The following is a 24,687-nucleotide window of genomic DNA, read 5'->3' as shown; positions in this document are numbered from 1 at the left end:
ACCAGCAGCACGCTGAAGCGAAGGTAAAAGTGAAAATACTTAATAAAATCAAATGAAAATAGCTTAACGCAAGGTTATATCCTGACAGAAAGTCAATTCTGGCTTCGCCGGTGAACCGCGCCAGAGCAAAAAAGTTGGTACGGGCGCGGTTCTTTTTAACAGCAGGACATATCACTCAATAGTTTTTGTATCCTGCATTGATGTCGTTTTGTTGAGCTACTCGTTTAAAGGACTGCTGTCACAATAGCTCACTGGCTGCCAGGCGTCATATTGGCCCGATTTGTCAGGTTGAAATCCATAGCTCCAGTGTCTGGCTCGATAAATGACGCCATTGTACGCTACCGGCGCATCACCTTTGCGGTAGGCTTTGTCGCTTTGCCATGCTTGCGCGGCGCATCCACCAAATTTGTATCCAAGCGTGAAAGGGATAGAGAGCTTGCGGCCAAAGTCTGGTTGCAATTCATGGGTGACCGCTTTTCCGTCTAAGTCATAGGACAGATTCAGTGCGCCCTGGCCTTTACGATTATTGAAAAAAGGAAAAGCCAGGCCATCTCTGGCAGCGTCATACACAACTAACTCATAACATCCCGCCGGTTGTTCAAGCGCCAACTCATGCCACTGCTGTGCATTGAAGGTATGCCAGGACTGTATGATATTTTGATGCCTGTCACGTAACTCCACTTTGGTTTCATCCGGGATTTTACCGGTCAGAATATTGAGCCTGGGTGTGTTGAATAATGATAACGGCATATGCATTAAGGCGTTAGCATCATTATTCGCCATGTTTTCGTCTCCTTTCACCTTTGCACTGATGCTAATGCGGGCCGTTTGTGTATCGAACTGGCCAAGATAGCGGGTAGGGATACGCACTATTTTACTATCGCCGGGCTCGAGGTTACCCTGCCAGTCGTAAAAGTGCCGCTGTCGCCCGGCAATGCCGTAGTGAAACCGTACTGCATGGATGTTGGCGCTACCCATGTTCTTGATTTCAGCTTCAATGGCGCCGCACTGTATTCCAAATCGCTCAGGAGTCTGTGCATTGGGCGATACAATACGGGTTAGCGCAATATCGGTGGTCGCTGGCTTCTTTGCATAGGTAACCAGCACAGCATTAACAATGTAACGAGGTGCTGTATTGCCATACTGAGAGGGTTGCCAGCTGTAGCGTTGCCAGTCCAGATCAATCGTGTTGTTTGTGTGCGCGGTATCTATGTCATAACTGAATGGGGCAACAGATTCACCAGGACACCAGTTGGAACGGGCGAAAATATAGGTGCCTCCCTGAGGAAAGGTCGCACTCATATCGCAATCTTTTCGCCATAGTTGCTGTTTTACAATTGTGTCGTTGTTGTGCTTAATGGTAAAGAAGCGGTCGCACCATTCTCCACACAGCTCCGGCTCACCTTGCGAGTTATCGAATGACAAAGCATGGCCGTGGGAAGATACGATCATTTTTATTTCGGCGTGCTGTTCATTGGCCTTAAATTGAAAGGCGCGTTGCGTTAGCAAGGTATCAAAGTACTCTGAGGTTTTATATGGCCAGCCTTCAGAGCCCGATTCATACAGCGGTATAGCCCTCAGAACCTCTTGTTTGTTAAATTGGGTGTCAGAGTATAGTTTTGCTGAAATGCCGAATGCTGATTGTTTGGCGCCCCAGCCGCCATAGTGGACATTAAAGTGTCCTTTCCCTTGTAATACAGGGATTAAGTGCGACACATCAAAGGTATAGGTACGCCGCCAGGTGCGGTCAAAACCATGCATAGCGCGTTGCATGTAACCCGCATAAGGTGTGATCAATCTGCCCAGTTCATAACTGGTACCGTCTTTCTGCCATTCAAATCGCACTGTGTAATCCCAGTCGCTGCAGCCCTGACTCGCACAGCCGAGTTCTATTTCAAGTAAGTGTCGGCCAGTATTCTTCTGACTCGCCAGTTCGACGGCAAATGTATGATCACCATGTTTGGTAAATGAGGTGAATGGAGTGAGCAGCTGCTCTTTGGCAAGTGCGGTAGTGCAAAACAGCAAAAGACAGATAAATCCGATTTTCATCTTTAACCTCTGAGTGTGTGTTTACAAATATTTTACCAATGTGCCATATAAGGATACATAGGCATATCAACTTCTCGGTTTTGAGCTTGAAAATTATTAAAGTGGACCGGACTCCCGACACCAGAGCTTGTTATGGAAGAATGAAGGTGGTGTTGTACTGCCTCAGAGTGTGAAGAGTGTCGAATTTATTAGGTGCACTGCCATCTACTCCTCTGGTTTTTTCCTGCCTCGGTAGTTCAAAAGCATTTAAGCTCTGAGCGAAACCACATTTTACTTGATGACAATTCGAGTGGGTTCTGGTTTTTTAAAATCAGCTTCTTGATGGGTATATTGGACTATCTCGGCTTTGATAGCGCTGTGGCGGGTGATTGGTTGATGCAAAGTGAAAATGCCGACCACGCGCGCCTCGATAATGCAAGTTATCGCTCATAACCTTTAAATCGGCGCATTAAATTTGTGTAAATACTGTAAAAAATGGCAGTGTGATGGCCAATTCGCTACTACTATATTAAAAAATTGGAACGATCCATTTGGGTGGGAATCAGTAATGAAACAAAACAAAGTGGTCAGGCACCTGGCTTTAGTATCAGTATCATCCGCTATTTTGGTTGCGTGTGGGCAGGCTCCCAGTCAAAGCGCAGGCACGCAAGTATCAGCAAGTTCTAACTATGTTATAGACGTTGTATCCTATGTGGATCCCCTGATTGGGACAAAGGGGCCGTTTAACCACAGACAGGCCGGTAATGTGACGCCGGGTGCATTGGTGCCATTTGGGATGTTTAATTTTGGTCCCGAGCATGCGTACACTGACGATCTGCTGGCAGAATCTGAAGGGATCTCAAAAAAAATACTGCAGGAAAAGAAACGTGTTCCTGTATCCCCAGGGGGCTACAATTATCAGGCTAGTCGTGTAAAAGGGTTTTCCTTTACGCGCCTGTCCGGAACTGGTTGTTTAGGCGCCTCAGGTGATATTCCTGTGATGCCATTTACCAAAGACATAACATTTTCCCCTGCAACTGATCCAATCAATGCCTACTACAGCGCTGGTTTTAGCCATGATAATGAAACCGCCACACCCGGTTATTATCAGGTTGGCTTAGACAATGGTGTGAATGTTGAACTTGCCGCAACAACCCGCACGGGAATTGCAAACTTTACTTTTGAACAGGCAGACAACGCCAAACTACTTTTCAGGACCTCATACTCACAATTGGGTAGCGGCGATGCTTATGTCAAAGTCGACGCTCAAAAAGGCGAAGTCACGGGGTATGTAACCTCAGGGAATTTTTGTGGTTATCTTGGCGAGCACAACCAAAGAGACTACTACACGCTGCATTTCGTCGCCAAGCTGGATAAAGCCATTGCTGGTTCGGGTGGCTGGAAAGATGATGAGGTATTTACGGGGCAAGACTCTGCCAAAGGTGGAATGGGCTACGGTGATAATGGTTGGCCGGATGTAGGCAAAGGTTCAGGTGTTTGGGTTGACCTGGATATGGAGGCGGGTGAAACCGTACAAATGCGTGTTGGCATTTCATACGTGAGTCTTGATAACGCCAGAGAGAACCTTGAAAAAGAGCAGGCAGAGCAAAGTTTTGCACAGGTTAGGGCGCAGGCTCAGACAGCCTGGGAAAACACGCTTTCTAAAGTGAAAGTGGAGTCTGACGATACCAGCAAACTCAGAGTTTTTTATACGGCGCTGTTCCACAGCTTGTATCATCCCAACATCTATTCAGATGTGAATGGTCAATATGTCGGGTTTGATCAGCAGGTTCATACTGTTGAAGGGACCCAGACGCATCAGTATGCCAACTTCTCGGGGTGGGACGTATACCGCTCTCAGCTGCAGCTCGTTACTTTGTTAGACAAAAAGCGTGGTAGCGATATTGCTCAGTCATTGTTTAATCAGGCGAGCCAGTATAATGGCGTATGGGACCGATGGACCCACAACGCGGGAGCAACCGGTGTCATGAGCGGTGATCCGTCGACAATCGCGATTGCAAATTTTGTGGCATTTGGTGCTGATGATTTTGACGTGACCGGTGCATATGACTCATTGTACAAAGCCGCAACAGAGCCTACAGCGTTCGATTTGTCTGAGGTTGGCTGTCCGGTATTTTGTCGTGGCCAAAAACCTTCGTTAGATCAATGGCAGCAACTCGGATATATTTCAGACCAATCTAACAGCTGGGAAGGGGCATCGGAAACACTGGAACAGGCATCAAGCTATTTCTCCTTGTCTCAGCTGGCAGTACGCCTGGGTAAGCATGATGACGCTTCGCGTTTTGTGAATGAGGCAGGATACTGGCGCAATCTCTACAACCCGTCTGCCACTGAGTCGCTGGGCTATATTCAGGGGCGTAACAAAGATGGCAGCTGGAAAGACGAGTTTGACCCGTTTTCTGGTCATCTATTTGTCGAAGGCAGCCCGGCTCAGTATTTATGGATGATCCCGCATGATGGGGCAGGACTGGCAAAAACCCTGGGCGGTGACAAAGCCATGGTCCAAAGGCTGGACAGCCATTTCCGCAAACCAGATGGTACCTGGGTGTTGTATCGTGATTCAGCGGAGTTTTCAGATGTCTCAAATCAGCCATCCATTTTGTCACCCTGGATGTATCTTCATACCTCAGAGGCATATAAAACACAGCAAACGGTACGCGAGACCATGAAGCAGTTATGGCTGGATGCGCCAGATGGTATTCCAGGTCAGGACGATCTGGGTCAGATGTCTTCTTGGTATGTGTTCAGTAGTCTGGGACTTTACCCTAAATACCCGGGCCGTGCCGATCTGGTTTTGTCCAGTCCTCAGTTTAAACGTGCTAGCATTGGCAACCTGACGTTGAACGCACCGCAAGCATCAGACACGCATATTTATATTGATGCGCTTAAGGTCAATGGTAAAGCCAGTCTGAACAGTTGGATTGATGAAACCTATATTAACCAGCCTGTCACTTTGGATTTTTCGTTGAGTGAAGCGCCTAACAAAGCGTTTGGAGGGGCTGCTGAGCACAGGCCACCGAGCTATGCGCCTTCTGTTCAATAACTGCAGGGCGAATAAGGTTGTAAACTTGACCAGAGGCAAGCGTGCCTCTGGCTAATAAAGAACATTCCCTATTAAAGCCCCGTGCCGTTTGCTGGGGCTTTTTTACCCATAAAGTCGTGTCATACTCAGATTTTCAAAGGGCAAGGATTAGCGCATTTATTTTGCTGACGCTTTTATTTACCTGTTTTAACCTCGAACAACAGGATCTGACTCAGCTGCTTGCCATGTACGTTGAAATTATCATCAGACACCATGAGCAGGCTCATATTGCCATTGGCAAGCCGGGGGCCAAAAGTCATGCCCTCCAGGTTATCAATGTGTTTTGAGCCCAGTTGTTGTTTAATGCTGGCCATGTCTAACAGCAAGGTTTTACGGGCAGGGCGAACGGATTGCTGGTTGAGCGAGGCCACTTGGCTTGTATCGGTTACATTTTTAAAATCAACGAGGTAGATGCTAACGTCGTTCCCGCCGTCTGATATACCCGCCGTGTATGAACGCTCCATGGTGAGCAATTGATGTTCATTTACCTGTAATATCTCGACCAGGCCGGTAGTGCGAAACGCATCGGGTTTTGCCTCCGGGCGATTTACCATAGGTTCCAGGTAGTAGGCGAACTGTTTTTGCATACTCTTTGAGGCAAAATCAAAATAGGAAATGCGGACCAGGCTACCGTGCTCAATATTGGATTCTTCACCATCTTGCTTGAGTGCTCCTTCCGCAGACACCCAAATACCTTTGCCTGAGTGTGCGACAGTGAGTCCTTCAAAGACGGCATTATGTCTGGGCCCGCTTGTCTTACTGATCTCGAACATTTTTGGCAGTGTAAAGTCAACCAGACCTTGTTCGGTTTGCATGAAGATAGCCGGTGCATGCTTATATTTAATGCTGCCTTCACTGGTCCAAATGATGTCCTTGCCATTCGGCGCTATTCGAAGGCTTTCGGGATCAACAACACCCGAGTTGGTTTGTTTGTTAACCAGCGGTAGGGATTTTTCGAACTGAACCTGTTCAATTTTTTGACCTTTAATCGCAATATTTGCCTGGAAATAGCGTGGCTTTTTAGAATCATCGGCGATTAATAAATAGCGTCCATTGGTGTATTCAATGCTAGATAACCCACCGACTTTGTCTCCGTCGACGCGTAGATCAGCCGGAACAATAAATTCATCTAAATACTCGATCTGCATAGCGGCTGAGTTTGCGAAAAAAGGGGCCAGTAAGGTTAAGAATAGGCAACTGCGCATAAGGATCTTTACTTCAAATAATCAGGACAGAACAATATACGCAGGTAATATGGAGTTTGCATCAAAAAGGTGAAAAAAATAATGTCGCTGGGCAGAATTGCTCAACGGGGGGAATATTTTACAGGTACATTGTTTGATACGTTCAAAGCGTTGTAGAATCAACTCCTCAGATTAGGCGTGTGTGAAAATTTGTATTTGTTGGTTATATAAGCTTGAAGGTGTTGTGTAGAGGTTTTGCTATAAGCATTACACACTAAAACGCTTGCCTTACACGTTATTTTGAATCAACCAGAGGTATTGATGAGTTTATCTTTGTTTTCCAGAGTGTTTTTATTGATTGGGTTACTGAGTACAATCAGCTTTAGTCACAAGTTGTATGCCGCATCATTTGAATTACCAATTGAAAGTGTCGCAACCCTGATTGGCAGGGGGATCTATGTTACAGGTACGGTGACAAGCGGTTCTGTGAACGATGGTGACTCTGCACAGGTGATTACAAAAAGTGGCGCTGTGCTGGATGTCACAATTATTGGCTTAGAGCGCCCAAGGGAGTTACTAACCTACGCAGAAAAAGGAGATTCAATAGGTGTGATACTGAAGGGCGCCTCTGTTGAGGTTGTTAGTCGTGGTGACACTTTGGTGATAGCACAGTCGGGCCAGCGTAAAACACAGTGAGGCCCGTGCGCCTCATAGAGTAGATCAGGTTTCGCCTGAGGTAGGCGGAGCTATGAGCGAGTTTTCAAGTGAATGTGTTTTGCTTTTTTATAATACAACATCAAAAAAGGAGCGATTTTGAATTTATTAAAAGCCCTATGGCTTTTTGTGTTGAGCCTAACGAGTGCTGCTGCACTGAGTGCCAACATTCAGGTGCAAGCAGTGTCGCAGCACTTACACATTCTATCAGGCAAAGACTACGGTACGAATATCGGCCTTGTTGAGACACCCAATGGTTTGGTTTTAATCGACCCTATGCCAGGCAAAGCACATTTAGCTGAGTTGGAAAAAGTGATTAAGGAAATTCATCACAAACCGATCACGCATATTCTAAATACACATGCTCATGACGATCATTCCGGTGGTAATGCGTTTTTTACCAGCCAGGGCGTTCAATTAGTGGTGGGCGAAAGCAGTATACAAGGGATTTCTCATCGAGTCGTGAAGTCTCATACCACGACAGATAACATCTACTATCACAAGCCGAGCAATACCATATTTGTCGGCGATGTGTTCGATACCAGCTGGCATCCTACCTTTTATGCAGGCGGTGTTGCAGGCTTCAACAATGCGATAGACACAGTTTTAAGAATGGGTGATGAGCAGAGCCTGGTGGTTCCAGGGCATGGGGCTGCTAAGGATAAAGCCTCGCTGCGAAAGTTCAGAAAAAACACTCTCGAATGGGTGGATACCATCCGTTTACTGAGCATTCAAGGGCTAAGCGTAGAGCAGATTATGACAAACAAAAAGGTGATTGACCTTGTTGAGCGGTTTAATCTCTCGGGTAAATCGCCATTTTTGCCACAAAAAGCCTATCAGCGGTTTATAGAGAGAACCATCCAGGTTATTGAGCGTGAACACGACTCTGTCTAGAGCACGCATTGTTGTGACTCAAAGAAGTGTATCCTTGGCGTTGTCTGGTTGATATGCGATAGTGGCAGGGTCTGTGGCCTAATAATCATAATAATGGAATTCTCACGCTACTTTTTGTTCTTCTTTGCCTCGCTGGGTGCATTTAACGGGGTTTTACTTGCCGCATGGATTTATTACAAGCGACGTGAGATAACGGGGGCTCCCTGGTTATCCCTGCTATTGCTGATGCTGAGTATTCGCATTGGCAAATCGATTGCTTTTTATTTTAGCCCCGGACTCAGTAAAGACATTTTACAACTGGGGCTCAGTGCATGCTGCCTGATTGGTCCAAGCTTGTTTTCTTTTTGTGCGTGTCATCTTAACCCAAACAAAAATAGCCCAATATTGCGATGGCATTTTGCAGGCTGGGTGCTTGTGGTTGCCTTCACTGGTGCGGTCTATCCTTATCATAGCAATCTGGAGCTTTGGCAAATCTGGATATACAGAGGTTCAGGTTATGCCTGGTTTGGGTATTTAATAGCGGCAAGTTGGTTGTATCGGCATAAATTGGTCGACTTATGGTCAAGACAAAACACGCCAAACTGGCGCGATCTGCACGTTGTTGTGTTGGGTGGCGGTTGGCTGATCTGGTTTGCTTATTATACTGCGGCTTACACGTCTTACATCATGGGGGCACTGTCATTTTCCATGGTGTTGTATCTGAGTATCGTGGTCTATTCGGGGGGAAGCCGAACAAAAGAGAAGTACGCGGCGCAGACGATATCACCGCAGCAGAGCCATGAACTATCAACCAAATTAACTCAACTGTTCGATGAAGAATTGTTGTTTACCGACCCAGGTATGTCATTACCCAGATTGGCCAAACGTTTAGGTGTCAGTCACACCAAGTTGTCACAGTTTTTAAATCAGCATTATGGTTGTAACTTTAATCAATTTATTAATCGTTACAGGGTACAGCATGCTCAGTCACTTTTGCTGCAAGAGCAAAGCCTGACGATGGAACACCTTGCAGAATTATGTGGCTTCAATGCCAGCTCGACATTTTACACCGCATTTAAGAAATACGCAGGTCAAACCCCGAGTCAGTTTCGCGCGCAACAGACTCGCAAATTATCATGCTGAATACCTAAATTATAATTCAGGAGCTTGTTTTATAAGGTTATGTTTTAAGGTGAGGTGAAATTCGTTAACCGGAGAAACACCATGAAAACCTGTCTTAAATACGTCCTGATTTTGCTATGTTTAATAAGCTCTGGACATAGTATGGCGTCGGATAAAGCGGGTCTCTTACAAGCTTTAAATGACTACTTACAGGGGACACGCGAGAGTGACCCTGCGCGCATCAAAAACGCATTTCATTCGCAAGCCCAGCTGTTGCTGTCCCATGATACTAAACCGTTCTGGACGGTGACAGCCGAGCAGTATGCAAACTGGTTTAATCGTCAAAGTGATAAACAACGTCGGGGCAAAGTACTTTCGCTGAAAATTGATGGTGACATCGCCATGGCGCGGCTAAAAATCACAGTAGCGCCTCCTTACAAGACCTATGTTGATCATATCCTGCTAAAGCAGATAGCCGGGAAATGGCAGATCGTCAGCAAAACTGCGACGGATAAAAGTACTCAGTATAAAAGTAAAAAAATCCTCTTTATTGCATCGAGTGCCAGCTTTCACGGCGACACAGAACTGCCGGCCGGAACCAGCTTTTCTGAGCTTGTGTACGCCTATGACACGTTTATCAAAGCCGGATATACGGTGGATTTTATGAGTACTCGAGGGGGAGCATTGAGCCTGGCGTACGTGAATACGTCTGTGCCGATCCACAAACAGTATTTGTACGACCCTGAATTCATGTATGCAATTGGTCATAGTCTGGCACCGGAGCAGGTCGATGCGTCACAATATCATGCTGTGCATTATGTTGGAGGAAGTAATGCCATGTACGAAGTTGCTGAGCACCCTCAGATCCAGGCGATTGCGATGGCGGTGTACGAGCAAAATAATGGCATTATTTCCGCGGTCTGTCATGGCACCGCTGGTATTGTGAATTTAAAACTGAAGTCGGGTGCGTATTTGGTGGCCAATAAACGTGTTAGTGGCTATCCGGAATCTTTTGAGCGACAGGGCGCACCGTATCTTAAGGCGTTCCCATTCTTTATCGGTGAGCGAGTAAAGGCCAGAGGAGGCGAGTTTTTGCATGGTGAACGGAACAAACCATTTGTTGAAATCGACGGCAGATTGATCACCGGACAAAACTATTTGTCTTCAGTGGCGGTGGCTGAGGCCATGATAGAGGTGTTAGATAAGCGTTAGGGTGGTAACACGGTGGCGGGGCAATGAACTGGCCGTGTCAGGTGGGAAAGGGAAAATGCTTGCCGCTTTTAAAGTAGAGGCAATTAATTGCCTCTACGCAATGATGAGCAAATTAGTTATTTTGCTCTTGCCACTTCAGTAACAGTGAAAGTGTTAAACCGCCGACCTGACCGGCTTCATTCAGGCCATAATGGGTCATGGCTGCGTGTCTGAATGCGTTTGAGACTGATGTCAGATACTCTTTCACGCCGTCCTGACAAGCTTCACGGTAATCGCCTTCTGTTGAACACTGGTTGTAATACTGCTCGATATTGGGAATATAGTGGGCAGCAAAGTGATCAGAGAGGTCGCCGATATAGGCGTCGATCAGAGGCTTGGAAGTTTGCTCCACTGCATCAAGTGTGGCGGTGTCATCCCAGCAGCGCGACCACACCTGAGGGTGTGCAGCTTCTTTCTCTTCTAACGTAGCAATGATGTCGGTAACACGGTGCTGAAGTCTGAGCATTGAACGGGCATCGTCAAAAGCTGCGCAGTTTTGTGGTGAATTTACTGCCTTCTGAACACTGGATTCAAGTAGTTGATTAAAGCTGATGCGAGCCGGCTCAAAATCTTGCGCCAGGTTGCGCCAAAGTGGTAAAACCACTCCCAGTCGGTAGCCATAGAAATCGTAATCTACTGCAACCCCTTTTTTCACCAGCCAGTGAACATTGTCCAGTGTTTCCTGGTAGTGCCCGGAGTCATACAGGTAAAACGTGTCGTCCAGTTTGGTTTGAAGTTCAGGGTCTAAATTACTGGCGTGAGAGGAAAAACAGAAAGTGCCAGAAACCAGAAGGGCGGTGGAAATTAAAAGTTGTTTCATTTTACTCTACTCCTTAGGAAAAAATGAATTGTCTGTGGCTCTGAATTAAAAGCCACGGGTTAGTTTTTAATACTGCCCGATTGAGCAGTCGCCATTTATAAGCAGCATGCATGCCAAAATAGTAATTTATTACTTGTTTATTTTTCCTTGCCCATTAAATGTTCGTATTTTTAGGCTGGTTGATCGTATTCAGCAACGCGCAGGGCGTTTTTTTACCCGGTTAACATGGATAATGGGAGTCGCTGTAGACCTGAAATGGTGCTTCTATACGGACAAGCCGTTAAAGGCTGCGCTAAGTAGGTAAAAGAGTTTGCTGTGATGAACAATAAAGCGTGTTGGGCTGAGGGACTGGTTTGGTGAGCTTAACGCAGTCATAGAGTCAATTAGCAAAAATATGAACAAGGGAGACGAAATATGATCAGGATGATACTGCTGACAGTGACGCTCCTGTATAATTGTATGTTTATGCAAATTGCAAGGGCAGAAAATAGCGATGTGCTTTATGTTCGGATTACTCAGACGCCGGCTGTCGTGTCTGTTGTTGCCACTTTGGGTTCCAAGCAAAAGCGTTTCCGAGTACCTTATCCTGTCAATAGCATACATTCAGACTTTAAAACCCTGTGGAAAAAGCTGGACGAGTGGGAAGTTACCGCTCAGGACGTAGCACAGCTTAATCGGTATGAGGAGGGGTTGTTGCGCCCGATGGCCCATTTGCTGGACCAAGCGGAGCAAATTCACTTTGTACTTGATCAGACCACTGTTGATTACGCATTGGGCTTGATCCCATACAGAAACAAGCCGTTGTTTCTTCAGTATCCAATCTCCTATAGTCTAAACGACGTGTCTGTGACAGCTGATGGGTTTTACTCTGCCAGCTGGCGTGGACTATCTATTGCTGATCCCACAGCAGATCCAGACAATGCCAGCGCTTTGTTACCCGAATTTTTCCCAAAAAGTCGCAGTTATCAGATGGCAGATGTTAGTTTGTCGCAGTTTAAAGCGTTCAGAAAACAAGACGTTTTATTGCTGAGCTTACATGGCGTCAGAGACCATCTGAACGGGACGATGGACTTTAATGCAGCGACGCTGACTGACCGAGATTTAAAACATTTTGGTGCTCAGTTAATTTATCTGGATTCCTGCCAAATGGGCAGCGCCTATCATTTCATTCAGGCGCTGCGAGCTTACGACAATCGCTTTTTGATTGCACCGCTTTTTAGTAACGAAGCGGGAGACTCTTCCAGTGCCACTATTCAAGGGTTTTTCTCACAGCTTAAATTGGGTCACTCTCCGGCCCAGGCTATGTACCAGGTTCGTCGCCAGTTATTTGAGCGTTATCGAAAATCGGACGGGGTGAATGCGGCTTACTGGAAGGCATTTCCATTTCGGGTTTATCAACAGCTATAACGAGAAAGAACGATGCTAGCGAGATAGTTTCGTTTTATTAAATGACGACAAAAACAAGGACAAGTATGAAAGTCAAAGCGCTTTTAGCCTGGCAATGGCAAGGATGTGAGACATTTCACCAGTCGACGACCAATTTATGGCTACATATCGTCGCGGTACCGCTGTTTATTTTGGGTTTTGCACTGTGCTTTGCGGCGCTGTTTTTTCTCAATATAACACTGTTCGGTAGTGCTACATTGTTGATGGTGGGATCTCTGATTGCACAAGGAATAGGTCATAAAGAAGAGGCCTTGCCTCCGGCGCCATTTACGGGTGCGCTCAATGCAGTGTTGCGGATCATTCTGGAGCAAGTTTACACATTTCCAAAATTTGTCCTGACCGGGGGCTGGTATGCAGCGCTTAAGGGTAAATAAGGTTATATGATGCAAGTGATATAACGCGATAGCTGTCGCCGTCTAAGGCTTGCAGAAATCGCGCTAAACCAGGTTATGTTATTTGGCTTTGTGGTTCATATGGTGCACCTGTGCTTTGGGTTTGGTTACAGGCTCTTCCTCTTCTTCCTCAGGCAACTCGATGGCGTCATAACGCTCATTTTCCGGAATATCTTCCAGACGCCTTAAAGTATTGACCTGAATATGCGGCCACTGTGTGGTTTCGCCACTGGCACCAAACATAAATTCAAAATCTACGATTTGCTCATACTGTAATTGGTCGATGACTTTGTCTTTACCCGCTTCGTCCTGAACGGTGATCTGCTCCAGCCACATACGATGGCGCATTCGAACAACACGGCAGTAGCGTTCAATCATAACGTTGTTAACGGTAGCACCCTGAACACCCGTATCGTGCTGGCTGTCTAACTCGATCAGATCATAGCTTTTGAAATCTAATCCTTCATTGAATTCTGAGAGTAACAGGTTTGGCTGAACAGTGTAGGGGAACTTAGCACCGTACTTATCGTAGTTGAAAATATTCAGGAAATAGGCGCGTGCGCTATTGACCCCCTGATGTGCTTCAGGCTGACCGGGGTAATCTCTTTGCTCGTTCCGTGGCAGGTTTGTCCAGAATGGCTTTTCCAGGCTGCCCGGGATCAGGTCGCGTTCAGGATCAATCCCCATGGTGGGAGAGATAGACAGGTAGGGTTGCTCCCAAAGCTTCGCAATTTCCGGTCTTTCGGGTGCATCCGGGGTTTTTTCCTTGTCAAAGCTGGTTACGCTACCTGTCAGGTGGATCGTGGTGCCATGGGGGATCACGCCTGAGCGAGAGATGGAGTGGGGCGGCACAAATTGGGGACCTTGTTCGCCCGGGCCAATGACGGGCACGCCACCATCCTCTGCAACCGTTTCAACGGTTGACGGACGAGAAAACATGGTACGTGGATTCTGGTATTGGCCATTTTCTTCCCACGGCATAGTGTTGTCGCCCAGCCACAGGTACATACCATTTTCAAAGTGTTGCAGGTCGCCATCGTTATCTATGATGGCCGTTTCATATTTGACCGGGCCATTAAATTGCTCATTTGATCCTGCACGGTTACGAACCGGCGCGTTTACTTTTGTAAAGGTTAACTGTTCGCGGTATTGCTGTGATTTGAAATGAAAAACCCCAAATATGGTTTCCGAAGAAGTACCGGGAGAGGGCATTGGAGTGGTATGTAGCCCTTTGGGGCCGCCTTTCCAGTTCACCCAGGTACCGTGCAGTCTATCGAGCACGCCAAACTGCGGCACTGTGGGTTCATTGCCTTTCAGTTCCGGGTATGGACGAACGGATGATTGTGGTGTCTTGCTAGTCATTGCTTGTTCCTTGTTTTTGGTCTTTTATAGTGGTTAAAGCACTAAAAAGATGCTGCAAATTAACGGTGTTAGGTAGCTATGGTTTAACTGTTTGACAGCTTTAGCAAAATCATGGACCAAAATAGGCGGGGTAACCATTACGGTTTATTACAGGGAGGGTTTTGAAGGCTGAAATGAATGACGATGACGGTATTTAGTCATCATCATTCACTCATTTGGGTTATTGTTGTGCAGCGCTGGTCAGTTGTCCATTGGCAAAACCAGTGACAAAGAGCTCCAGTGTATCCAGTTGCAGGTGATTGAACGTGTCAATATCCTGCGGATCTTTGCTGTCTATAAAAGCTTGCCACCAGGGAAGGTAATTTGACAGTACAGATTGACCTTTACCCGGCTTAAATACTTGCATGATGGCTTCACCTAAATTGACCTTAGTTGGTAGATGTGTTCCGAGCTCGGTTTGAACCAAAGCAATTAACAGCTGGTTGTCTTCAACTGAAATAGCCTGATCGACCAACGGCCCGACCGTTTGATCAACCGAGTTGTTTGCATGAGGCGGAACCCGGCTTACGTAGGTCGTGCGATAAAGCACTCGCCAGGCTTTGTTGTTTTTAATCATTGCACTGCGAAGCGCGATGGCATTGGGGTCGTTGCTAAATCGGTACCAATTGTCATCGATCACAGTATCGAGCAATGCCTCGGAGTTGTCTGTCGAAGGGGCCAAATAGTAAGACATGAAACAATAAGCATTGACCTTACCGGGACAGGCTTGAGCAGAATAAGCACCCGAACCATTATCGGCATCAGGTTCCCAGCCTTGCAGTGTTGGGTCGCCAGTGACGGAGGCCTCCAAACCAAAGCCCCGGGATTCAGATCGGGATTTTGTGACACTGACATTGATTTGGCTGCCGAACAGTGCGTCGATACTAGAATATACGCCAATGAAAAACGCGGTTTCCGTTTCTGTACTAGGACCGGCAGCAAACGTCAGGTTGTAAGCGCCGCTAAAGCTGGCCTGTGTTCTGGCCATGGCTTGATTCTCTTCTTTATAGAGCCCGCCATCGGCCGTCCAAACATACTTGTTAACCAGGCTTTGTCGCGCATAGTCTTCATCAAAGTTGTATGCCTGTATCGCTTTGGCTGGACTGAGGTTGGTGTCTTTTGAACGACCTTGTTTTGAAGCATTAAATTGTTCGAATGCCAGCTCTGCATCTTTGGTTTGTTTGTCAATTTTGTTTTTTAGCACATAGGCTTCACTTGTATTGAAATAACTCCCTCGCTGAAAGTCTGCATTGGGGTAATCCGGATCATTGACGAGGCCTACTTTACCATCCAATGTCCCATTTTTAATATATTTGGGGTTGATTGGGAAGGTAATGATGTTCTCATCGGGGGGAATCTCAGTGTTTGGAACAACAACCTTGCCAACCATTTCTCCGGGGGACTCAATTTGCAGGCTATAAAGGTCTGCCGTAAGTGATACCACCAGTGCATAGCCTGTATTGTCAGGCAGGAAGCGCCTGCCTACTTGTGGGTTGAGATAGTCCTCGTTGTTGGGTTGCTTCGGCTCCCAGTTGCCCCGCAGGGAAAGTTGGTTTGTGATACTGGTAGACAAACCGGTACTCAGCATCGAGCCGGATGTCTCACCGTCCTGATGTTCAACATTGACTTTGGCCCCAACCTTGTAGGTGTTGTTGAATGTCTCATCCGTTATTTTAAAGAAGGGGGTACCAGTCCCAATACTTGTTTTAGTTTGACCAAACACCCCAGCATTGGCTGTAAAGCTTTGTAGTTGAGTTGTTTCATAGTCGCTGTACTCAAATTGGTATTCGACGTCTTTGCTTTCGCTCAGGGCGATAGAGCTGGCACCAAAGTACTCATGATAACTGGTCGCGCTGTCATAATACGGACGTGTGAGGTTTTCGCTGGGTACCGGAGGAGCGCCTTCGATAAAGCCGATCAGGGTCGGCGACGTTTGTACCTGCCCAATATAAACCATATTCAGGTTACCAACCTTGAAGTTAGGTACAATCGGCAAACTTTCATCGACATAGGCGTATTCCCGTTGCATTACTGACACCAGCCCATCAAGTGTCGTTGTGAGTGTGCTGGTATATTCTGCAACCGCGGGGGTCCCTTCAACTGGCTCCGGCCTTTTTAGCTGCTACTTCGGCATAGCAGCCTCTGGTATCATAAGCACCATCTGCTTTAACTGAACTGATCTTCCTGCGCAATGGTCTGAGTAGGTCACCCAAAACTTCTGAATCAGCTACAGACACTGTGGACAACTCAGCGCCTACGATTTGGTGTGTATCTGAATCAACTGCCAGGTGTAGCTTTCGCCATGTTCGGCGCTTGTTTGCACCATGCTTTCTTGCATGCCACTCACCATTTCCGTACACCTTCAAACCAGTGCTATCAACCACAATATCAATGCCTCTGGATGCACAGGAGCTTGGCCTATAACGAACTGCCAGCTCTGCACTACGCTTACACAAACAACTATAAGTTGGCGTATCCAAATCAAGCTTCATCATTGATATTAATGAGGAAACAAAATCCTGTGCAGCTCGAAGAGACAAGCGAAATACAGCCCGCAAAGTCAGGCAGGTCTCAATTTCCAGTTCAGAGAAATGATTAGCTCGGCCTTTACCGCCGTGATGTTGCGTGTTTTTCCACTGTTCAATCGCGTCCTCGGAAAACCAAAGTTGGATGTTACCTCTGGCGATAAGGGCTTTGTTGTATTCGCGCCAGTTGGTGATACGCTTTTCTTTCAAAGTTCAGTCTCTGTGTTTGCTTTCGAGATCTGATCACATAAGGCTAAATTAGTTCAATGATTTAGGAAACAACGCCCCAATGAATCATTAAAACGGTGGCGTAGTTTTTTCTGATTGTGGCTGACAGTGTCAGACTCGCACGCTTGCGAAAAAAGTTACGCAACATATCTACGCCGCCTATGGCATGGACGCGATGTTCACAGTAAAACAAAGCTCATAATTTTACTGTGGAACGAAGTGCGCAGGTCACTTTCCCTACATGGAGTTGGGAAATGGTCAGACACTATGCCCAATAGTTTGTGCGCCTAGATGCATTTAAGCATTAGGCGCATAACGACCACATATCAACCTGTTCACTGTTACCATTCAAGTGGAGGTACAACTCGGCCAAGGCACCCTCTGACTTGCATTAGTGTTGGGTTATTTGGCTCACTCACTGGTCGCTCACCGACTTTAAATTGATATTCTCTGCCGGGTTCAAATGCCAGGACAATCGAAGAGCCTCCGTAGCCAAAGTGACCCATATATTGACCTCGCTCCACCTCAGCGCCATTTTCTATGACATTCACTATGCTCCCGACGCCCCAAAAGCCAATGGCAATCATAGCCACCAGCCCAAGATCGGGCGTTTTTATCACCCAAACATAGCGCTGATGCTTACCCAGTTTTTGATACCAGCCGGCCTTATCGCTATTTTTAGGCGGTAACGGGTCATAGGGATGACGCGGATTAAAGTTATCAAAGTCATAGTTATATGCGCCTTCATACAAACCCTGGTCAATCACAGTGCCAGAAACGGGGGCATGAAAATGGTGATAATCGGTAAACCAAAGCAAGATATCCAGCAAAGGGCCACCGATGAAACAGCGCCCGTATCCCGGAATAGCGTCTATCAGATTAAAGCGATCACCGGATTTTCCTGGCAGCACATAGTGGTTATTAGCATGACTTTCGTTAACGTCATAGCCGCCCTTATCGAGGAAAAAGACGCCACCATCGCAGGGGGAGACAATAACCCCTTGCTCGCCGGCTCTGGGGCAAAGAGGACGTTGTCCCGGCTTAAGGTTACGCAGGAAAAACTGATTGAAAGAGCCAAAGCCACCCTGAGGGTTATGAGGGTCCGGGCGTTCATAATGATTAATATTAAAAGGATGCTACTCTGTCCCAGCGTAGTTCATCCATGCACTTAATGTGCCGGTAGACGATGTGCTGTTTATCCAGTCGCCATGGAAGTTCAGAAATTGTCTGAACCAGCCTCTGAAGTAGCCGTCGTTAGCCAGCTTCAGGCCGGACTCTGTATTCACCAGGTAGTCCCAGCATTCGATGTATTGCCCAGGGTTGTCTGGTGTGGGTGTGTAAGTTAACCACTGAGCAAAAAAGCTTTGCAGGGTATAGCCAGGCTCACGATACAAATACGGTTGCCAGAAAGCTGCGATATCTTTACGTCGGGCAATGTGGGTTTCTGAGCACACTTCGGCGAGTGCTTCGAGGTACCAAAGCAGGTTGAGCTGATTTTCAAGAAAAACGCCATCCAGACCCGCAATATGAAGCTCTGCCAGAGAGCTTGTGTCATCCCAGTTGATGGGCTCGGGTAGGGGGATCGTCGAAATGTCAGTCATGGTATCTGTCCTGTGGGTTCAAAGCATCTGCGCCTAGTTGTCAGTCGAGTGTGTGAGATAGAGCACACTGCTTTATATAGGTGAGGGATACACAATGGGCAATTACAGCGGATTACACAGGGTCAACAGTGCAAAAGCGGGCGATATTGGCGCAATTTAATGGCTAAAATTGAGTGGCAAAACTCGCAGTGAAATCCGTTCGATGACAGGATGATCCAAAGTGACCAGTTACACGTTTAACAGATCAAAATCTGCTATCAGGAATGTTCGTTCATGTTTCAATTCTTAAAACGCGATCCGGTCAAAAAGTTACGTAAAGCATATGATGCCAAGCTGGAGCAAGCGATGCACGCTCAGCGTAATGGTGATATTCGCGGCTATGCGATGCTCACATCGGAAGCTGAGTCGCTGTGGCAACAAATTGAGCAGTTAGAAAAAAATAACGTCAACTGATCACCGCAACCCGGCCTGATGGCTATGCGGGTCTGAATATGGTACAAATGCCGCAGTAAGAAATAATGTAAAAAGGAATCTACTATGCGGTATATCTTACTGGCTGGTTTGTCCGTTGTTAGTGTATTTAATGCTCAGGCCAAAACCTTGTACGGCGATGTCAGGTTGACAGACGTTCAGTCAACTAATGCTCAAGTATACTGGAAACCTGATGCCGGGCATAAGTCTCGCTATCCCGTTTCCCTGGCACGCAAGGGCATCGTTGGTTGCGCGATTTTTAAGGTCAATTTGGATGCACAAGGATACACCGAGTCGGTTGTGTTATTGCACGGTATTCCGGCTACGTCTTTATCAAGACCGGGCAAGAAAATACTAAAAAGTGGCCATGGTCATTGACGTCGGATACTGCGCCTCAGGCTGAAGAAAAAATTGTACGGCTTGATTTTTGTCTGGGTGGGCAATCCGTTGAAGAGGCACAGGCCAGATGTAAAGTACAGGCTTAATATTTAGATGGCGTACCTGATACTAGTTTGTGATCACGTCATCCATCTTTGTACTTATTTGTTCCCGCTCAGTCAGAGCCAGTTCGTCTTTTAACCAGTGGTTCATTACGACACAGGCCGTCAGGTCGCCACTCACATTGATAACGGTGCGACACATATCTAAAATTCGGTCAACCCCGAGTATCAGTGCTATACCCGCAGCAGGGATACCAAAGCTGGCCAACACAGACGCCAGGATCACAATACCGACGCCAGGGGTACTGGGTGAGCCGATTGATGCACCGACTGTGGTTAGGATCAGTAGCACGACCTGGTTCACAGACAAGTCAACGCCAAATACCTGAGTAAGGAAAATCGCAGCCACGACCTGATACAGCGCGGTACCGTCCATGTTTATGGTGGCACCCAGCGGTACGATAAATTGCACAATCGGTTTTTTTACCCCAAGTTGCTCCTGGGCAGTACGCATAGAGAGCGGCATTACCGCCGCGGAGCTGGACGTTGAAAATGCCAGTAATTGCGCACTGCGGATCGCTTTTAAAAAAGCCAGAGGGTGGATTTTAGCAACAAATGAGGCGACCAGGGTATAGATAATCAACAAGTCTGCGAGTCCCAGCAGAACCGTCGCAACATAGGCTGAAACCCCAATTAATGCATCCACACCAATACTTATGGTGATATCACACAGCAGGCCAAATACTGCAAACGGTGCCAACAGCATGGCCCAGTTAACGATTTGCAGTGAAACAGACTGGATCCCATCCATAAAATCTATCATCAGGGCTTTGCGCCGTTCTGCCAGGGTGGTCAGCGCCATACCAATAAAGTTGGCGTAAATGACGATAGCAAACATGTCTTTATCAAGCGTGGATTGCGTAGGGTTGGCGGGAATGATGGCTGCGACTTTATCCGGTATAGAGGTTTGTGTTGCCTGCGTTGCGACAACCTGAACAGGTTGATCCACAATGGCGCTAAACAAACCACTGTCCACATAGTTACCCGGCTCTATAAGATAGACCACCGCCAGGCCAAGTATAACTGCAATGAAAGTGGTTGTGACAAAGTAAGGTAATATACGCATCCCGACTTTCTTTAAAAAATCAGTGTCTTTGTTACCTGCAATGCCCAAAATAATGGAAGATAAAACCAGTGGTATCACCACCATTTGGATCAGCGCAAGGAATACCCGTCCGGGCAGGGCAACCCATTGTGCGATGTCCATAGCGGCAGAGTGGCTGACCAGGGCAGCGCCCTGTGGAGAAAGCAATAAGCCAACTGAAATGCCGAGCGCCAGTGCAATTAAAATTTGCAGCCACAGGCGTTTCTTTTGTAATAAGCCAGCAGGCGCGTTTGTCGTTTGACTGTTTGTCATTATGATCTCCCTGTTAAGCAGCACGCGATTTGGAGTAATTAGCCTAGCACTGTGATTAGAATTAACATTGACCGGTATCAAATGTGCACGGTTCTTCGGTCTTTTGACGGGGATCACGCTCTCTTTACAGTATACTGAGATAAGTTTTCCTCTTGATCTAGCAAGCAAATCCACACTTCTTGAAGTAATCACTTTTTGTTCACGGTATTACACCAAATTACTGCTACGCTTAAAGTTAACTGAATCAATTAGGGCCAGAGCATGCTGTGTCTGTTGTACCAATACAATAGGGAGCAGTAATGATTAAGTATGGATTTTTACCTTTTTCAGCCTATGTGATATCTGACTTTTTGGTCTTTCACCGTCACCGTTCAATTAGTCTGGAAATTTTATTACGTCAGATCCGCTTTACCGGTGTAGAGGCACTCGGTCTGGTGATGCTGATTGCCTTGTTGATAGGTGCACTGATCATTGTTCAGGGCTACCCTTTGTTGTCTTCCATTGGTCAGGTTAAGTGGACCTATGCCATTTTGATCTCAACCATTGTCAGGGATCTCGGCCCGTTTATTGTTTGCTTTGTGGTACTGGCCCGGTCGGGCACTGCAATTACCACAGAGTTGGGCAATATGGTGGTTCGTAAGGAGATAGATGCACTGATAGCCATGGGCGTATCACCCATCTCCTATCTCGTTGCGCCCAGGGTTTTGGGCATGGTTGCGTCGCTCATCTTACTCATGAGTTACTTTGTTGCGTGCGGCATTTTTGGCGGTTACCTGGTCAGCAATGCATTTGCCTCAATCCCTCTGAGCACGTTTTTCGCTAAGCTCATGGCACAGTTGCACTGGCTCGATATGGTGGTCATGTTGGCTAAGGTCGCATTTTCCGGATTAATGATCAGTTTGATTGCCAGCTATCACGGTCTGACCGTGAAAAGTGCGATTACTGAGGTACCGCAGCGCAATATTAAAGCGGTTGGTCGGGGTTTGATTGCCTTATGTGTGATCCATGTGATGTTTACTTTGTTGTATTTTGCTCTGATGGGTAAATGGTGATGAAAATAGCACTAAAAGACATAAGCCACAGCGTGGCAGAACAACCTATTCTTGCCAATATCAACGTGACGGTTGGGTCAGGAGAGTGTTTGTTGATCACCGGACGCTCAGGCAGTGGTAAATCGGTTTTGTTCAACATTATTTGTGATATCACCCGGGCTCAACAAGGTCATGTGCTGATCGATGACGTACAGATAGCGACAATGACGGCGTTGCAGTATGCGCGTTTTCGGCGTGATCTGGGGGTGATCTTCCAAGTATCTGCGCTGATATCCAACCTGACACTCGAAGAAAACCTGCTATTGCCATTAAATCGCCATCATAGTCGGCTGAGTTCGGACGAAAAGCGCCAAAAAGTCTGGGAGATCTGCCAGCAGTTCGGTTTAACTCAGTATCTGGATAAACGCACTGATCGTTTGTCTTCCGGGTTGGCATCACTTGCCGGGCTGTCCCGTGCGTTGATCATGGAGCCAAAAGCGTTAATTTGGGATGCGCCGATGGCACAAGTTGACCGCGCCTGGTGCCAGCATGAGCTAGAGCTACTGAAACACCTTAAAGAAAAAGGAACGACACTGGTGCTTTGCTCAAATCGTCAGGAGTTAATCACCAGCCTGGCAGACCACCAAGTGCATTTGGGATTTGTGGATGAATTAACCCTGGGGAGTGAGCATGCAGCACAAGCCCAAAAATGCCAATAGAATAGTCATCGCCTTCAGCCTTACCGGGGTATTACTCCTGGCTGCATTTTGCATCATGATCCTGGTGAATAACCACACCTTTGCCGACAAAGTTTATTATAAGACGGTGCTGGATAATGCGCGCGGCTTGAGTGCGTTGCCTGCCGTATATTTCAAAGGGATGGAAATAGGCCGGATTGACAGTTATCAGCTCAATTTGCAGAGCAATGAGATTGACGTTGAGTTTTGGGTGTTTCAAGAATACAGCACGAAAGTCGTAAAATATGCGCTGCTAACGGGCGAGCAACATCCTATTTTTGATGAAGTGACGACGCTAGATTTGCTGTTGCCCGAAGCAGACAAAGTAGGTCCTTTTGTGGCCTTGCCAGCAGGAGCACTGGTACCTCACATCAATAGTGCGCTTGGTCAGCAATATCTCGCCGCAGGCTATGTATCGCGCTCAAAAGACGATGTGGAATCGATCCTGACCAGTATTCAGGATCTTTTGCAGAATTTACAAAAAGAAGATAATCCCGAAGCAGGCTCCTTGTTCAGAGCACTCGACAGAGTGGCAAAGATCAGTGATCACATCATGATAGTCAGTGAAGAGTTGCGTGAAAGCGAATTGTTACCTGAAGCTGAGAAAACCCTTAAGCAGAGTCAGGTCTGGCTGGCTCAGATGCCGCAATTACTCAGTCAGCTTAATCAGACCCTGGTGAAAACTGACGGTATGCTGACCCAGGCACAATCGACTTTAACAACTTATGGTCAGCCCACTGAACTGGTGAAAGAAATCACAGATAGCCAGCTTCCGCTGGTCCTGCACAATCTTAACGCGAATCTCACTGTGATGCAGCAAATGCTCAAAGATGTACACGGTGAGCGAGAGCAGTTTATCCTGACTGTGCACAGTGTGCAGCAGGTTTTGACACAAATGGAAAAAACCCTGGAGGCGCTTAATAATCACCCCGTTTTCAGAGAGGGGATCAGTGTGCCCGCAGACAACGAAGGGATAGAAATGCATGATTAAGACACCTTGTCTGATATTGCTTTGCGTCCTGGGTGGATTGACCGGTTGTTCCTCGGCGCCAGAGCGAGATTATCAGGTTAACACCTATCAGCGGCAGGCTTCAGCCTGGCTGGCTCAAGGGGATCGCAAACGTCAGCAGGGGGCTTATCAGCAGGCTTTACAGTATTACGATAATGCCTATCGATATGCCAGTAAAAGGCATGACGTAGCACAAATGGGACTGGCCCGCCTTAAGCAAGCGGCGGTGTACATTAAGCAAGGGCAGGGAGAACTGGCTGAAGGAAAAATTGCTCAGGCTGCTGAGTTTGTCAGGTTCGAGCATACTGAATTGGCACCGGCCATTGATTTTATGCGTAGCAAACTGGCATTTTCTCGTGGCGAGCAGGCACAAGCACAGGCGCTTTTGAGCAAATTACAGGCTCAGTACAGCGAGCAATCTGAAAAGCAGGTTTACTATCGCTGGGTGGGTTGGCAGTATACACCGCAGCGGCTGGACTGGCTTCAGGCCGAACAGGACATGCAGCTACTGGCAAAAATGAAAGCCGACAGGACACTGAACAACATAGAGATCTTGTCTTTTGTGATTTATCATAATGTCTTGTGGCGAGTTACATTCGAACATCATGATGTGCCTCAGGCGATTGAGACTGCGATCGCACACTTTGCCTCTTTGGAGTTGACCAACAAACTGGTTGACTGCTTTGAGATTGCGGTGCAGCATTATCTTGCCACCGGAGATACAGCCCGGGCTCAATATTATCAGGCGCGTCTCGCTGAGTTGGCCAGCTCCGGCCATTAGGCCCTTATCCTTGTCTTTCTCTTAGTTCAAATTTACAGCCATTCTTGCTGTTGCAAATCGTAGAATACCAGCGAACCGGCATGGGATTGTCCGAGTTTCTGCATCGCTGTTTA

General features: G+C 47.0%; 22 protein-coding genes. 13 read left to right on the top strand and 9 right to left on the bottom strand.

The genetic code is table 11. The annotated features are described in order from the left end of the window. Positions 1 to 216 precede the first annotated feature (216 nt). Complete coding sequence (locus AT705_RS03905; protein WP_058795578.1) at positions 217 to 2,049, bottom strand: peptide-N-glycosidase F-related protein; 1,833 nt, start codon at positions 2,047 to 2,049, stop codon at positions 217 to 219. Positions 2,050 to 2,596: 547 nt separating this feature from the next. Between AT705_RS03905 and AT705_RS03895 the strand changes: the two genes are divergently transcribed. Next, entirely contained in the window at positions 2,597 to 5,092 is a 2,496-nt protein-coding gene (locus tag AT705_RS03895; protein ID WP_058795576.1) for a GH92 family glycosyl hydrolase, read from the top strand. A 173-nt stretch (positions 5,093 to 5,265) separates the two neighbouring features. Here the strand turns inward: AT705_RS03895 and AT705_RS03890 are convergent, their stop codons facing one another. Further along, positions 5,266 to 6,336 carry an esterase-like activity of phytase family protein gene (locus AT705_RS03890; protein WP_058795575.1) on the bottom strand — a complete coding sequence of 357 codons (1,071 nt, stop codon included), beginning with the start codon at positions 6,334 to 6,336 and terminating at the stop codon, positions 5,266 to 5,268. A 300-nt stretch (positions 6,337 to 6,636) separates the two neighbouring features. Between AT705_RS03890 and AT705_RS03885 the strand changes: the two genes are divergently transcribed. The 4 genes from AT705_RS03885 to AT705_RS03870 all read left to right on the top strand — a co-directional run bounded on the left by AT705_RS03885 (position 6,637) and on the right by AT705_RS03870 (position 10,236). Then, a complete protein-coding gene (locus AT705_RS03885; protein WP_058795574.1) occupies positions 6,637 to 7,011 on the top strand; it encodes an EF-Tu/IF-2/RF-3 family GTPase in 375 nt (124 codons plus the stop codon). A 117-nt stretch (positions 7,012 to 7,128) separates the two neighbouring features. Next, positions 7,129 to 7,923 (top strand): MBL fold metallo-hydrolase, encoded by a 795-nt coding sequence (locus tag AT705_RS03880; protein ID WP_058795573.1) that lies wholly within the window; start codon positions 7,129 to 7,131, stop codon positions 7,921 to 7,923. 93 nt (positions 7,924 to 8,016) lie between these two features. After that, positions 8,017 to 9,045: a helix-turn-helix domain-containing protein gene (locus AT705_RS03875; RefSeq protein ID WP_058795572.1), complete on the top strand. Its 1,029-nt coding sequence runs from the start codon at positions 8,017 to 8,019 to the stop codon at positions 9,043 to 9,045. A 141-nt stretch (positions 9,046 to 9,186) separates the two neighbouring features. Then, entirely contained in the window at positions 9,187 to 10,236 is a 1,050-nt protein-coding gene (locus AT705_RS03870; RefSeq protein WP_237113781.1) for a nuclear transport factor 2 family protein, read from the top strand. 112 nt (positions 10,237 to 10,348) lie between these two features. Here the strand turns inward: AT705_RS03870 and AT705_RS03865 are convergent, their stop codons facing one another. Continuing rightward, on the bottom strand, positions 10,349 to 11,095 hold the full coding sequence (locus tag AT705_RS03865; protein ID WP_049865283.1) for a hypothetical protein: 747 nt from the start codon (positions 11,093 to 11,095) through the stop codon (positions 10,349 to 10,351). 414 nt (positions 11,096 to 11,509) lie between these two features. On the opposite strand from AT705_RS03865, the gene AT705_RS03860 reads away from it, so the two are divergent. Together AT705_RS03860 and AT705_RS03855 are read left to right on the top strand one after the other, a co-directional pair. Further along, positions 11,510 to 12,502 (top strand): hypothetical protein, encoded by a 993-nt coding sequence (locus AT705_RS03860; protein ID WP_058795570.1) that lies wholly within the window; start codon positions 11,510 to 11,512, stop codon positions 12,500 to 12,502. 65 nt (positions 12,503 to 12,567) lie between these two features. Then, positions 12,568 to 12,915: a hypothetical protein gene (locus AT705_RS03855; protein WP_058795569.1), complete on the top strand. Its 348-nt coding sequence runs from the start codon at positions 12,568 to 12,570 to the stop codon at positions 12,913 to 12,915. A 78-nt stretch (positions 12,916 to 12,993) separates the two neighbouring features. On the opposite strand, the gene AT705_RS03850 is transcribed toward AT705_RS03855, so the two are convergent. The 5 genes from AT705_RS03850 to AT705_RS03825 all read right to left on the bottom strand — a co-directional run bounded on the left by AT705_RS03850 (position 12,994) and on the right by AT705_RS03825 (position 18,688). Next, positions 12,994 to 14,295, bottom strand: a complete 1,302-nt coding sequence (locus AT705_RS03850; RefSeq protein WP_058795568.1) for a peroxidase, FMP-type — start codon at positions 14,293 to 14,295, stop codon at positions 12,994 to 12,996. Between the two features lie 220 nt (positions 14,296 to 14,515). Then, positions 14,516 to 16,363, bottom strand: coding sequence for a hypothetical protein (locus tag AT705_RS03845; RefSeq protein ID WP_058795567.1), 1,848 nt, complete (start codon positions 16,361 to 16,363; stop codon positions 14,516 to 14,518). A 67-nt stretch (positions 16,364 to 16,430) separates the two neighbouring features. Continuing rightward, positions 16,431 to 17,069 (bottom strand): IS5 family transposase, encoded by a 639-nt coding sequence (locus tag AT705_RS03840; RefSeq protein WP_237113780.1) that lies wholly within the window; start codon positions 17,067 to 17,069, stop codon positions 16,431 to 16,433. A gap of 359 nt (positions 17,070 to 17,428) precedes the next feature. Beyond that, entirely contained in the window at positions 17,429 to 18,142 is a 714-nt protein-coding gene (locus AT705_RS24815; RefSeq protein WP_237113815.1) for a phosphatidylserine decarboxylase, read from the bottom strand. An 81-nt stretch (positions 18,143 to 18,223) separates the two neighbouring features. Continuing rightward, positions 18,224 to 18,688 carry a hypothetical protein gene (locus tag AT705_RS03825; protein WP_058795564.1) on the bottom strand — a complete coding sequence of 155 codons (465 nt, stop codon included), beginning with the start codon at positions 18,686 to 18,688 and terminating at the stop codon, positions 18,224 to 18,226. 273 nt (positions 18,689 to 18,961) lie between these two features. Between AT705_RS03825 and AT705_RS03820 the strand changes: the two genes are divergently transcribed. After that, a complete protein-coding gene (locus AT705_RS03820) occupies positions 18,962 to 19,141 on the top strand; it encodes a DUF6435 family protein (RefSeq protein WP_058795563.1) in 180 nt (59 codons plus the stop codon). Between the two features lie 84 nt (positions 19,142 to 19,225). Continuing rightward, positions 19,226 to 19,537 carry a hypothetical protein gene (locus AT705_RS03815; protein ID WP_058795562.1) on the top strand — a complete coding sequence of 104 codons (312 nt, stop codon included), beginning with the start codon at positions 19,226 to 19,228 and terminating at the stop codon, positions 19,535 to 19,537. A gap of 129 nt (positions 19,538 to 19,666) precedes the next feature. On the opposite strand, the gene AT705_RS03810 is transcribed toward AT705_RS03815, so the two are convergent. Further along, the gene (locus AT705_RS03810; RefSeq protein WP_058795561.1) at positions 19,667 to 21,016 is read right to left on the bottom strand and encodes a dicarboxylate/amino acid:cation symporter; all 1,350 of its coding nucleotides are present in this window, start codon (positions 21,014 to 21,016) and stop codon (positions 19,667 to 19,669) included. A 299-nt stretch (positions 21,017 to 21,315) separates the two neighbouring features. Here AT705_RS03810 and AT705_RS03805 point away from each other — a divergent pair, with 299 nt between their 5' ends. The 4 genes from AT705_RS03805 to AT705_RS03790 are packed head-to-tail and all read left to right on the top strand — an operon-like array spanning position 21,316 to position 24,574. Continuing rightward, positions 21,316 to 22,068, top strand: a complete 753-nt coding sequence (locus AT705_RS03805) for an ABC transporter permease (RefSeq protein ID WP_058795560.1) — start codon at positions 21,316 to 21,318, stop codon at positions 22,066 to 22,068. Further along, positions 22,068 to 22,766, top strand: coding sequence for an ATP-binding cassette domain-containing protein (locus AT705_RS03800; RefSeq protein ID WP_058795559.1), 699 nt, complete (start codon positions 22,068 to 22,070; stop codon positions 22,764 to 22,766). The genes AT705_RS03805 and AT705_RS03800 overlap by 1 nt, the downstream gene beginning before the upstream one ends. Then, positions 22,738 to 23,775 (top strand): MlaD family protein, encoded by a 1,038-nt coding sequence (locus tag AT705_RS03795; RefSeq protein WP_058795558.1) that lies wholly within the window; start codon positions 22,738 to 22,740, stop codon positions 23,773 to 23,775. Before AT705_RS03800 ends, AT705_RS03795 begins: the two co-directional genes overlap by 29 nt. Further along, positions 23,768 to 24,574, top strand: a complete 807-nt coding sequence (locus tag AT705_RS03790) for a hypothetical protein (protein WP_058795557.1) — start codon at positions 23,768 to 23,770, stop codon at positions 24,572 to 24,574. Before AT705_RS03795 ends, AT705_RS03790 begins: the two co-directional genes overlap by 8 nt. Positions 24,575 to 24,687 lie beyond the last annotated feature (113 nt).

Source organism: Pseudoalteromonas rubra (assembly GCF_001482385.1).
Classification (GTDB): domain Bacteria; phylum Pseudomonadota; class Gammaproteobacteria; order Enterobacterales; family Alteromonadaceae; genus Pseudoalteromonas; species Pseudoalteromonas ardens.
Note: the sequence above shows the minus strand (reverse complement) of the source record. Positions and strands in the feature narration are given on the sequence as shown.

Excerpts from the sequence above, each read along its gene's own strand:
- AT705_RS03790 (WP_058795557.1), top strand. The coding sequence starts at position 23,768 with ATGATTAAGACACCTTGTCTGATATTGCTTTGCGTCCTGGGTGGATTG.
- AT705_RS03845 (WP_058795567.1), bottom strand. The coding sequence starts at position 16,363 with ATGCAACGGGAATACGCCTATGTCGATGAAAGTTTGCCGATTGTACCT.
- AT705_RS03895 (WP_058795576.1), top strand. The coding sequence starts at position 2,597 with ATGAAACAAAACAAAGTGGTCAGGCACCTGGCTTTAGTATCAGTATCA.
- AT705_RS03905 (WP_058795578.1), bottom strand. The coding sequence starts at position 2,049 with ATGAAAATCGGATTTATCTGTCTTTTGCTGTTTTGCACTACCGCACTT.
- AT705_RS03805 (WP_058795560.1), top strand. The coding sequence starts at position 21,316 with ATGATTAAGTATGGATTTTTACCTTTTTCAGCCTATGTGATATCTGAC.
- AT705_RS03810 (WP_058795561.1), bottom strand. The coding sequence starts at position 21,016 with ATGACAAACAGTCAAACGACAAACGCGCCTGCTGGCTTATTACAAAAG.
- AT705_RS03885 (WP_058795574.1), top strand. The coding sequence starts at position 6,637 with ATGAGTTTATCTTTGTTTTCCAGAGTGTTTTTATTGATTGGGTTACTG.
- AT705_RS03815 (WP_058795562.1), top strand. The coding sequence starts at position 19,226 with ATGCGGTATATCTTACTGGCTGGTTTGTCCGTTGTTAGTGTATTTAAT.
- AT705_RS03865 (WP_049865283.1), bottom strand. The coding sequence starts at position 11,095 with ATGAAACAACTTTTAATTTCCACCGCCCTTCTGGTTTCTGGCACTTTC.
- AT705_RS03890 (WP_058795575.1), bottom strand. The coding sequence starts at position 6,336 with ATGCGCAGTTGCCTATTCTTAACCTTACTGGCCCCTTTTTTCGCAAAC.
- AT705_RS03875 (WP_058795572.1), top strand. The coding sequence starts at position 8,017 with ATGGAATTCTCACGCTACTTTTTGTTCTTCTTTGCCTCGCTGGGTGCA.
- AT705_RS03850 (WP_058795568.1), bottom strand. The coding sequence starts at position 14,295 with ATGACTAGCAAGACACCACAATCATCCGTTCGTCCATACCCGGAACTG.
- AT705_RS03855 (WP_058795569.1), top strand. The coding sequence starts at position 12,568 with ATGAAAGTCAAAGCGCTTTTAGCCTGGCAATGGCAAGGATGTGAGACA.
- AT705_RS03860 (WP_058795570.1), top strand. The coding sequence starts at position 11,510 with ATGATCAGGATGATACTGCTGACAGTGACGCTCCTGTATAATTGTATG.
- AT705_RS03800 (WP_058795559.1), top strand. The coding sequence starts at position 22,068 with ATGAAAATAGCACTAAAAGACATAAGCCACAGCGTGGCAGAACAACCT.
- AT705_RS03820 (WP_058795563.1), top strand. The coding sequence starts at position 18,962 with ATGTTTCAATTCTTAAAACGCGATCCGGTCAAAAAGTTACGTAAAGCA.
- AT705_RS03795 (WP_058795558.1), top strand. The coding sequence starts at position 22,738 with ATGCAGCACAAGCCCAAAAATGCCAATAGAATAGTCATCGCCTTCAGC.
- AT705_RS03870 (WP_237113781.1), top strand. The coding sequence starts at position 9,187 with ATGGCGTCGGATAAAGCGGGTCTCTTACAAGCTTTAAATGACTACTTA.
- AT705_RS03825 (WP_058795564.1), bottom strand. The coding sequence starts at position 18,688 with ATGACTGACATTTCGACGATCCCCCTACCCGAGCCCATCAACTGGGAT.